The organism is Clostridium chromiireducens, from assembly GCF_002029255.1.
GTDB classification, from domain to species: Bacteria; Bacillota; Clostridia; order Clostridiales; family Clostridiaceae; genus Clostridium; species Clostridium chromiireducens.
Genome location: NZ_MZGT01000020.1, coordinates 73,500 through 84,344, shown reverse-complemented (window position 1 = coordinate 84,344; position 10,845 = coordinate 73,500). Strand labels below are relative to the sequence as shown.

The window sequence follows — 10,845 nt, the reverse complement described above, 5'->3', positions numbered from 1 at the left end:
ATAAACTGATAGCTAACAAAATTGTATAGTAATTTCTATTTATTTAACAACTAAAGTACTTTAAAAAACTTAAGTGAATAGATAAATTTATATAAATAAAATATTACTTTATTCTAAACATATTCAATCATGTTGTAAAAACAACATAATTAAAATAAAGAAATCTGGGAGGTATAATATGAGTATACAATTTAAGTTCCTAGAAAATTTTTGGTGGGGATCAGCAACATCAGGTCCTCAAAGTGAAGGAAGATTTAATAAAAAACATGATAGCGTATTTGATCATTGGTTCGACATAGAGCCAGAAGCATTTTTTGATGGTGTTGGTCCTAATGTAGCATCAAATTTCTATAATAGCCATAAAGAAGATTTAGCATTAGTTAAAGAAATAGGATTAAATAGTTTTAGAACATCAATTCAATGGACAAGGCTTATAAAAGATTTTGAAACTGGTGAAGTTGATGAAGATGGAGTTAGATTTTACAATGAAGTAATTGATGAATGTATTGAAAATGGACTTCTTCCAGTCATGAATTTACATCATTTTGATTTACCAGTTGAATTATATCATCAATATGGTGGATGGGAATCTAAACACGTGGTAGATTTATTTGTAGTATTTGTAAAAAAATGCTTTGAGTTATTTGGTGATAGAGTTAAGTATTGGACTACATTTAATGAACCCATAGTTGTAGTTGAAGGAGAATATTTATATCAATTTCACTACCCCAAATTAGTTGATGGTAAAAAGGCTGTACAAGTATTGTATAATTTAAATTTAGCATCAGCAAAAGTTATAGAAGTTTTTAGAGCTATGGGGTGTGATAAGGATGGGGGGAAAATAGGAATAGTTCTTAATTTAACACCTGCATATCCAAGATCAAACGGTGAAGAAGATGTAAGAGCAGCTCAAATAGGGGATAGTTTCTTTAATACTTCATTCTTAGACCCTGCAATTAAAGGACATTTTCCAGAAATACTTATTGAAATATTAGAGAAAGATAATGTAATGTGGAAATCAACAGAAGAAGAATTAGAGATAATTAAAAACAATACAATTGATTTCTTAGGAGTAAACTATTATCAACCTAGAAGAGTTAAAGCGAAAGAATCAGAAATAGATGAATCAAAAGGCTGGATGCCAGATAAATACTTTGATAATTACGAAATGCCAGGAAGAAGAATGAATCCATACAGAGGATGGGAGATATATCCGGAGTGTATGTATGACATTGCCATAAATATAAGAGATAATTATAACAATATTCCTTGGTATATCTCTGAAAATGGTATGGGTGTCGAAGGCGAAGAAAAATATATAAATGCTGATGGCATAATAGAAGATGACTATAGAATAGATTTCTATAAAGAGCATTTAGAGTATCTTCATAAAGGTATAAGCGAAGGATCCAACTGTTTTGGTTACCATACATGGACTCCTATTGATTGCTGGTCATGGAGTAATGCATATAAAAATAGATATGGATTTATTGCTGTGGATTTAGATACTCAAAGGAAAACTATTAAGAAATCAGGAAGATGGATTAAAGAGGTTGTAGAAAATAACGGATTTTAATTAACTTTATTAAGAGGGACTGAGCCGAAAATAAAGGAGTAGTATAATATATTGATTGATAAAATGGTTAATTAATCAATATATTATACTTAAAATTTATTTTATTATAGCTTCTGTTTCAATTATGCAAATATTTTAGAAAATAGTAAAATTAGGAGGTTTTAAAAATGAGAAATTTCATGGTTTTTGATATTGGGGGGAGTTCTACAAAGTGGTCAGTAATTACAGAAGAAGGGGAGTTTAAAGAAAGTAATAAATTTGCCTGTCCGAGTAATGCTGATGAGTTTTTTGGTAAATTAATCGAGATAACAGAAGGAATGAAGAATAAGCATGACGTTAGTGGAATTGCAATAAGTGCTCCAGGAGCCGTTGATAGTAACATAGGAGTAATTGAAGGGGTAAGTGCTATACCATATATACATGGACCAAATTTTAAAGAGATTTTAAAGAAATCTACAAGTTTGGATACAGAAATTGAAAACGATGCAAATTGCGCGGCCCTTGGAGAATGCTGGTTAGGAGCGGGAAAAGAGAGCAATGATTTAGCATTTGTAGTATGCGGGTCAGGAATAGGAGGAGCAATAGTAAAAGATAAAAAAATACACGTTGGAGTACATAAACATGGAGGCGAATTTGGATACTGCGCAGCAAGTTATAGTTTAGATGGTGAACCTAAATTTATTAGCTGGAGTAAAGCAGGGTCTACTGCAGCACTCGCTAGAAAAGTTGCTAAATTAAAAGGATTAGAAGAAAACAGCCTTGATGGCGTTAAAGTATTTGAGCTATGTAGTGAAGGTGATGAAGTCTCAATTAAGGAAGTGAATAAATATTATTTCACTATGGCGGCAGGAATATACAATATTCAATATACTTATGATCCAGAAGTTATTATCCTAGGAGGAGCAATAAGCGAAAGAGAAGGGTATGTTGATGAAATAAATAAAAGAATAGACATTATGATGAATAATGGTTTAGAAGGAACTATAAAACCTGTTCTAAAAACATGTAAATATGGAAATGATGCTAATAAATTAGGCGCTTTATATAACTATCTTCAAAGAGAAAAGCAATAGCAAATTGTGAGATATAAAGGTATTGTGTATCACTGAAATATAAAAATACTTGCTGCGTGATGATACTTTAAGTTTACTGGCAAAAAAACGAAATGGAATAGATGTGTTTGCTTCGGTTCTTTGAAGATTTTGCTGGGTGATTCTAAGATTATAAGTTGTACCCAAAGTGCTTGCTTCAAGGACTACGCCTTGAACAAGCACCTTTGGAACAACTTATAATCTAGAATCACAGCCAGCAAAATCTTCTAATGAACACTGCGCAAAAACATATATTCCCTTTCTAGTCTAGCAGTAAGCTTAAAATAAGGTTTATATTAATGCAAGTATTTTTATATTTCTCTGGTTAGCAATATCTGTATTAAAGAATATTTACAATCTTTAATACAATATACGAATAATTTTTAGACGGGTATATGTGAGATACTTAAAGTTATAGCGATACAAAGAAATAGAATACATATATGTGGAGTCAGGCATTGAAAAATAAGCTGCTGGAGTATCTTAATGGGAAGTTGTTCCACTTTTGCTTGTCCTGTGCTTGTCACAGGAACACGCAGAAGTGGTGCAACTTTCCATTTAGATATTCCTAGTGAAATTTTTCACAGTCCTGAGGAACATATATGTATTCTATTTCGGTTGTTCATTGCTTCACTTTAAGTGCTTCACAATACCTTTATAGCAAGAACAAATGCATGATATTTTATTACTTAGAATATACTTCTTTTCCTAAGATAAATACTTTCTTGATATTTATATCATCATCAAACAAAATCAAATCTGCATCATAACCTTCCTTAATCTGTCCTTTATGATCATGAACTTTACAGTGTTTAGCACCATTATAAGAAGCCATTTTTATTACTTCATAAAGTGGAAGATCAGAATTTTTATATACATTTCTAATTGCTTTATCAAGAGTAAGGACGGAACCAGCTAAAGCACCATTCCTTAGGCGTGCTTCACCATTATTTACAACAACATCCTGACCTCCTAGTGAATAGTCGCCATTAGGCATGCAGCAAGCCATCATTGCATCAGATATTAATAAAACATTATCAGTACCTTTTTGTTTATACGCAATTCTTAAAACTGGATAAGAAATATGAACTCCATCTGAAATTGTTTCAGTTGTTATATTACTATCAAATATAGCACCAACTACACCAGGGTTTCTGTGATTTAAAGGTGTCATAGCATTAAAAAGGTGAGTAGAGTGACAAGCACCACATTCAATAGCTTCTATAGCCTCTTCATAAGTCGCGCTGGTATGACCCAGTGAGCAAACTATACCCTTTGAAGACAGATACTTAATAAGTTCTTTTGCACCTTCAACTTCTGGAGCTAGTGTTATTGATACAATAATATCTTCATAGTCTTTAACTATTTCATTATATGTTGAAATAGATGGAGTTAAAATATAATTTGGGTTTTGCGCCCCAATTGCTTTTGGACTTACAAATGGACCTTCTAAATGAACTCCAAGGACATGAGCTCCCCCTTCGCCTTTTTCCTTAACATTTTTAATTGCATCCAGAGATTTTCTTATATCGTCTATAGAAACAGTCATGGTTGTAGGAGTGAAAGAAGTTGTTCCATGTTCAACTATAGTTTTAGAAATGGTATTGATTGATTCACTGGTACCGTCCATTGTGTCGCAGCCTCCTGCACCATGTATATGCACATCAATAAATCCAGGTGAAATATATAAGCCTTTTGCATCAAGTATATTTTCATCAGAACAATTGGTAGGATTAATCTCCTTTATACAGCCATTTTCAATAAGTATAGAGCCAGTTTCTATTTTATCTAAATAAATAATATTACAGTTTTTTATTAACATATTATCGCTCTCCTAAAAAAATTATAATATACAAGTGGATATTATCAGTTTCTTATATCTAGTATAATGCATTATTAAAGAATTTTTCAAGTGTATATTGACATATTTAAAAGAATAAATTATACTTTTGTTAAAGTGGTAGTTACCACTAAATGAATTTGTTATTTTGAATTTATATGCAGGAGTGTTGATTTGTATCATATATTAGCTTATTTATATTTTCTTTTGTACAGAGAAATAGTATAATTGGTAATAAACTGCTAGAACTAAAAGAGGTGCACTTATGAATACAATAAACAAAAATTCTAATACTCCTTTATATATTCAATTAATGAATATTCTTATTGATCAAATAGAAAATCATATGAAAGAAAATGACAAATTAGATTCAGAAAGAGAAATTTGTAAAAAATATGGCCTTAGTAGAACAACTGTAAGAGAAGCCTTAGACGAATTAGAAAAAAACAAATATATTTATAAAGTTCAAGGAAAGGGAAATTTTATTTCTCCTAAGGTAGTTGAGCAAGATTTGATTAAGGTCTCTTCTTTTACAGAGGAGATGAAGAAGCATGGAAAGAATCCTACTTCTAGGTTATTAAATTTTGAGGTTATAGAAGCCAGCACCAAAATAGCTGGAAAACTAAAAATAGAAGAGAATGAACTTGTATTTAAAATATCAAGAATAAGAATTGCCGATGATATACCAATGATATATGAAATTACGTATTTACCGTATGAAAGATTCAAAGGTCTTGCAAAAGAAATGATTGAGGGGAATCCTTTATATGAGATATTTAAAAGTTCTTTCGATGCATATATTACGTCTGCTGAGGAAGTAATAGAAAGTGTTCTGATAAATAAACTTGAAAGTGTCTACCTTGAGGTTCCACAAGGACAAGCGGGACTTAAATTTGAAAGAATAGCATATGAACAGACTGATATTATTGAATATACAATTACAATTGCTAGAGGAGATAAATATAGATATAGAGTTTGTTTGAAAAATTAAAGATAAAGGGGAGTATTAACAATGAAGTTACTAGTAGTTAAAAATTATGAAGAAATGAGCGAAGTTGCAGCAAAGATATTTAAAGATGTTATTACTGAAAAATCAAATGCTATCTTAGGACTTGCGACAGGAAGCACCCCTGTTGGATTATATAAGGAACTTATAGAAATGAATAAAAATGATGAAATAGATTTCTCTAATGTGAAGACTGTAAATTTAGATGAGTATGTTGGACTTGGAGAAGAGGATACTCAAAGTTATAGATATTTTATGAATGAGCACCTATTTAATCATATAAATATAAACAAGTCTAATACTTTTGTTCCAAATGGTTTAGCAAAAGATTTAGATGAGGAAGCTAAAAGCTATGATAAAAAAATAGAAGAATTAGGTGGAATTGATATACAAATTCTTGGTATTGGCGGAAATGGGCATATTGCATTCAATGAGCCAAGTGACTTTTTAATTGAAGGCACTCATGTAACTAATTTAGCTGAAAGTACTATTGAAGCAAACGCTAGATTCTTCAATTCAAAAGATGAAGTGCCTACAAAGGCTTTATCTATGGGAATTGGACAAATAATGAAATCAAAGAAAATATTATTATTAGTAAAGGGCCAGGACAAAGCTGATGCCGTAAAAGGATTATTAAATGGAAATATAACAACACATAATCCTGCATCAGTACTACAAATGCATAAAGATGTAACTGTAATAATTGATGAAGAAATGGCGAATGCAATTAAATAAAAAAAGCTTATAATTAAATTACATCAGAAGATAAAATTCAAAAGTTGTATCAAAATATTAAATTATTATGATATAGCTTTTTTATTATACATAACATTTATTAGAGAAGTTATTTTTATTGGATTATAATAAAAAATAAGTTAGCTAGTTAAGTGATTACATACAAAACTTATGAAGTTGAAAAATAAGTAGATTTATGTATATAATAAGGGATATAAATGATATAATCAATGTATAAATAAGGTATGTTGTGAGGAGAGGCGGAAAGTATAATGGCAAAATATGAAGAAATTGCTGGGGACATAAGGAACGGAATATTAAGCGGTAAATATAATCCTAATGAGCAGCTACCATTAGAAAAAGAAATGTGCGAACATTATGGAGTTAGTAGAATTACAATAAAGAAAGCTGTCGATGAACTTGTATTTCAAGGGTTAGTAATAAAAAGAAGAGGATCAGGAACTTTTGTAAAGGCACTTGATGATAACGATGTTCAAGAATTAAGCTTAGCAAGACAATTTGAAGGTTTTTCTGAAACACATAAAGAAAGAAAGGTAACATCTGAAATTATACAATTTGAGGTGGTTCACCCAACAGAAGAAATTGCAACGAAATTGAAAATTACATGTGATGACTTTGTTTACTATGTAGTGAGGGCTAGATTTGCAGATGATGAACCGTATGTAATAGATTATACATATATGCCGATAGGTCTTGTACCAGGAATGAAGAAGGATGTTTTATTAAAGTCAATTTACGGTTATATTGAGAACGATCTCGGGTTTAAAATAAAGAGTGCACATAGATTAATTAGGGCAATTTTACCTAGTGAATTAGAACAAAAATGGCTAGAGATAGATAGTAATTTCCCAATATTAGAGGTTGAACAAGTAGGATTCTTAGACAATGGTCAGCCTTTTGAATACTCAAAAGCACACCATAGAAGCGATAGAATTGAATTTAGAACTGTAAGCATTAAATAGATTTTTGGATTATACTAAATAACCGAAATGGAATATATGTGTTTGCTCCGGTTACTTGAAGATTTTGCCGGGAGATTCTAAGAATATAAGTTGTGCCCAAAATGCTAGCCTCAAATACAAGATTTGAACTAGCATATTTGGAACAACTTATATTCTAAGAATCACGACCAGCAAAATCTTCTAATGAACACTTCGCAAAAACATATATTCCATTTCTTTGTTTAGTGTAATTTTAGATCACAGCATACTTAAGCAAGTATTTATATATTTCTTTGGGTTCTATATGCAAGATACTTAAAGTAATAGCGATACAAAGAAAGAGAATACATATATGTGAAGCAGGCATTGAAAAATAAGCTGCTGCATATCTTAATAGAAAGTTGTTCCACTCTTGCTTGTCCTGTGCTTGGCACAGGAGCATGCAGGAGTGGTGCAACTTTTTATTTAGATATGCTCAGCGAAATTTTTCACAGCCCTGCGGAACATATATGTATTCTCTTTCGGTTGTTCATCGCATTACTTTAAGTTCTTCACCATACCGTATTTATTGTTCCTCGTTTATTAAGCCTTTTCTGTAAGCTCTGAGTAATAATTTTAAATCTTTAATTTGATTTTTAAGTTCTTTACCAATATCGGTATCCCCAACTTTTTTTCTATCTGTCTTTTCAACAATTTGCCTTGAGGATAAAATATCTGTTTCTTTACTGAATGCATCTTCAAGTGATTTAAATGGTTGGTGAGATATAAGCTGCAAACCATAGGAATTGTAAGTTAAAGTATAGCCAGCTAAGCCTGTTTGACTTCTATAAGCTTTTGCAAAGCCGCCATCAATTACAATTAATTTTCCATTGCATTTTATTGGATTTTCACCAAACTTATTTTTTACTGGTACATGTCCATTTATTATCTTCGATTCAGTTGGCTCTAAACCAAATTCTTTAAAAATCAAATTACACATTTCCTCAGAGTCTCTAAAGTCGTAATAAGGATTTTTCTTTTCCTTATGAGTGCTTTTATCTTTAATAAAATATCTTTCAAATGTAGTCATGTCTTCTTTTCCAAATAAAGAGGAGCAGGCGCCAGTCCATAAGTACCACATTATGTCCATACCATATAACTTTTCTTCACTGCCTCTATTATTAAAATATCCCTCTCTAGCTAAAGAGTCGAATTTATCGAGAAGCCTTTTTCCTCTATATTCTTCACCATTTATTATCATACTTTTAAAGGTCTTATCTTTATTTAAAGGAATGCATCCATGAAATAAAAGATTAGAGTTATAAGTTAGATAGATTCGTCCTTTATTAAATAGGAACAAAACATGCTTTTGCAGCTTATCGCTATTTACAAATGAACTTTTCAGCTTATCCATTAATTTTCTTTCGTCGCAGGTAAGCTCAAAAGGTTTATTAGTGTTAATTGTAGGGAAATTTATATCATTGAGTTCATAAGTAACATTATTTAAGGTTATAGTTTCATCGCTATAGTTAATTTTGTCAAGGAGTAATCTATGATTCATATTGAATTCAGGTCTTCTTTTTATTATTTCATACTCAAGTTTAAACTGAATAATAGTTATTGCTTTATGCATTTTTGAAATTAGCTCTATTTCAGAAGTTCCATAGACGCTTGCTTCATCATTATTCTTAGGGATAAAAGCATTACAATTATCATCCTTGTAATGTTTAAGGGCAAAGGTTGCAAGAGGTAATAAATTTATTCCATAAATATCTTCAATAACATCTAAATTTGAATATCTAGCTGCAATTCTCAAAACATTTGCTATACATGTAGCATTTCCCGCGGCAGCTCCCATCCATAGAATATCATGATTACCCCATTGTATATCCACTGAGTGATAATCAATAAGCGTATCAATTATGATATCAGGTCTTGGACCTCTATCATAGATATCTCCAATTATGTGCAATCTATCTATTACCAATCTTTGAATTAAATTTGATAAGGCCACTATAAACTCGGGTGCTCTTTCAATCTCTATGATAGTATTTATAATTCCATCATAATAACCTTGTTTGTCATGATTTTCGGATTCTTCGTGTAGTAATTCCTCAATAATATAACTAAAATCTTTAGGAAGAGCTTTTCTCACTTTAGATCTTGTATATTTTGAAGATACATGTCTGCATAATTCAATTAGCCTATACAAATTAATCCTATACCAATCGTTTATATCTTTCTCTTCCTTTTGAACAATTTCTAGTTTTTGTTCAGGGTAGTATACTAATGTAGCCAGACTTTTTTTCTCGCAATCCATCAAAGAGTTCCCAAAAACATCTTGAATCTTTATTTTTACAGCACCAGAACCATTTTTTAATACATGGACGAAAGGTTCGTATTCGCCGTGAAGGTCAGCTAAAAAATGCTCAGTACCTTTAGGTAAGTTTAAGATTGCCTCTAAATTTATTATTTCAGTAGAGGCGGCTGCTATAGTAGGGTATTGCTTAGCTAATAATTTCAAATATTTTATGCTCTCATCATAATTCTCCATGAGGTCCTCCTTTTATAAATAAAAATGTTTAGATTTAATAAACTAAACATTTTTAATCTTTAAAAGTATATCCTATCTCTATATATATTCTACATTATATTTATTAAGAATACTATAAAACAATGAAGAATTTACAATTAATGTAATTATAAACTGTAGGCTATAAACTAGACTAAATATCAGATATCTAGTATGCTATATTCCTTTAGGAGTATTATTTAGTAATCCTCTTTCAGATAAAATATCATAAATAGTTTGAGAAGTAGTATCTTCTAAAGTATAACCAAGTAACTTTACTATGTTTTCTAATTTTTCTTCAGAATCAGTTTCAATCTCTAAATAAGGGAAAGGACAAAAAATTTTATCATTAATATCTATTTCAATTAAACAATCATGCAATTTATAGCTTTCTCTATATTTTTTATTGGACTCTTTAAGTATTAGTCCGAGTGATTTAAATATACCTTCTCCCATTTGTTTATTGTCAATTATAACTTCATTTTCTTCCATAACTTTAAATCTTTCTTGAGACAACATTTTTTTTGTAGTCATGAAATAAACAACCTTATTATTCAGCATATCATTTACAGTCCTTATACGTGCATAACCTTTCTTTGCTAAAAGTCTTCCGTCTTCAAAATCATATATGTCGTTTATTTGATCCTCAACTTTAACTTTTTGAGCACCATTTGATAGTAAAGTTTTTCTTGTATTTTCAACATCAATATCAACAATTCTAGTTTCTAGTTCTTGCATAATGATTATCTCCTTCTTATAAATTATGATTTATATTACAATGAACTTTATTTGAGTTGTCTACATATAAAATTCATTAATACTATATACAAATTCATATAATATTATAATATAGCAGATCAGGATTACGCTAGATTAATTACATAATGAAGTGAGAAATAAGGAAAAATTTAAATAAAATAAATATACTTGCAGAAATTGGTAGTATTAATATATAATAAAAACAAAATTGGTAATGTCCAGTTGATAGTCTGTATAAATGTCAGTAGAAACATTATATTAGTGTCTTATGTTTATGCTTTTAATGAATTTGAATAAAGATCATTTTATGATTGGGGGAAAATTT

8 protein-coding genes are annotated in these 10,845 nt (G+C 30.3%); 5 read left to right on the top strand and 3 right to left on the bottom strand.

What is annotated here, in order from left to right:
• The first annotated feature begins 178 nt into the window (after positions 1–178).
• Together CLCHR_RS09110 and CLCHR_RS09105 are read left to right on the top strand one after the other, a co-directional pair.
• Entirely contained in the window at positions 179–1,576 is a 1,398-nt protein-coding gene (locus CLCHR_RS09110; protein WP_079439396.1) for a glycoside hydrolase family 1 protein, read from the top strand.
• A 167-nt stretch (positions 1,577–1,743) separates the two neighbouring features.
• Complete coding sequence (locus CLCHR_RS09105) at positions 1,744–2,649, top strand: ROK family protein (RefSeq protein WP_079439395.1); 906 nt, start codon at positions 1,744–1,746, stop codon at positions 2,647–2,649.
• 703 nt (positions 2,650–3,352) lie between these two features.
• On the opposite strand, the gene nagA is transcribed toward CLCHR_RS09105, so the two are convergent.
• Positions 3,353–4,489, bottom strand: coding sequence for an N-acetylglucosamine-6-phosphate deacetylase (nagA, locus tag CLCHR_RS09100; protein ID WP_079439394.1), 1,137 nt, complete (start codon positions 4,487–4,489; stop codon positions 3,353–3,355).
• A 283-nt stretch (positions 4,490–4,772) separates the two neighbouring features.
• Between nagA and CLCHR_RS09095 the strand changes: the two genes are divergently transcribed.
• From CLCHR_RS09095 to CLCHR_RS09085, 3 genes are all read left to right on the top strand, one after another.
• Positions 4,773–5,498, top strand: coding sequence for a GntR family transcriptional regulator (locus CLCHR_RS09095; protein ID WP_079439393.1), 726 nt, complete (start codon positions 4,773–4,775; stop codon positions 5,496–5,498).
• Positions 5,499–5,519: 21 nt separating this feature from the next.
• The gene (nagB, locus tag CLCHR_RS09090) at positions 5,520–6,248 is read left to right on the top strand and encodes a glucosamine-6-phosphate deaminase (protein ID WP_079439392.1); all 729 of its coding nucleotides are present in this window, start codon (positions 5,520–5,522) and stop codon (positions 6,246–6,248) included.
• A 272-nt stretch (positions 6,249–6,520) separates the two neighbouring features.
• On the top strand, positions 6,521–7,231 hold the full coding sequence (locus CLCHR_RS09085) for a GntR family transcriptional regulator (RefSeq protein ID WP_079439391.1): 711 nt from the start codon (positions 6,521–6,523) through the stop codon (positions 7,229–7,231).
• A 544-nt stretch (positions 7,232–7,775) separates the two neighbouring features.
• Here the strand turns inward: CLCHR_RS09085 and CLCHR_RS09080 are convergent.
• Positions 7,776–9,743, bottom strand: coding sequence for a fructose-1,6-bisphosphatase (locus CLCHR_RS09080; protein ID WP_079439390.1), 1,968 nt, complete (start codon positions 9,741–9,743; stop codon positions 7,776–7,778).
• 195 nt (positions 9,744–9,938) lie between these two features.
• Positions 9,939–10,499, bottom strand: coding sequence for a class IV adenylate cyclase (locus CLCHR_RS09075; RefSeq protein ID WP_079439389.1), 561 nt, complete (start codon positions 10,497–10,499; stop codon positions 9,939–9,941).
• Positions 10,500–10,845 lie beyond the last annotated feature (346 nt).

What these genes read in the sequence shown, in the direction of transcription:
- CLCHR_RS09110 (WP_079439396.1), top strand. Translation starts at nt 179, where the DNA reads ATGAGTATACAATTTAAGTTCCTAGAAAATTTTTGGTGGGGATCAGCA.
- CLCHR_RS09105 (WP_079439395.1), top strand. Translation starts at nt 1,744, where the DNA reads ATGAGAAATTTCATGGTTTTTGATATTGGGGGGAGTTCTACAAAGTGG.
- nagA (WP_079439394.1), bottom strand. Translation starts at nt 4,489, where the DNA reads ATGTTAATAAAAAACTGTAATATTATTTATTTAGATAAAATAGAAACT.
- CLCHR_RS09095 (WP_079439393.1), top strand. Translation starts at nt 4,773, where the DNA reads ATGAATACAATAAACAAAAATTCTAATACTCCTTTATATATTCAATTA.
- nagB (WP_079439392.1), top strand. Translation starts at nt 5,520, where the DNA reads ATGAAGTTACTAGTAGTTAAAAATTATGAAGAAATGAGCGAAGTTGCA.
- CLCHR_RS09085 (WP_079439391.1), top strand. Translation starts at nt 6,521, where the DNA reads ATGGCAAAATATGAAGAAATTGCTGGGGACATAAGGAACGGAATATTA.
- CLCHR_RS09080 (WP_079439390.1), bottom strand. Translation starts at nt 9,743, where the DNA reads ATGGAGAATTATGATGAGAGCATAAAATATTTGAAATTATTAGCTAAG.
- CLCHR_RS09075 (WP_079439389.1), bottom strand. Translation starts at nt 10,499, where the DNA reads ATGCAAGAACTAGAAACTAGAATTGTTGATATTGATGTTGAAAATACA.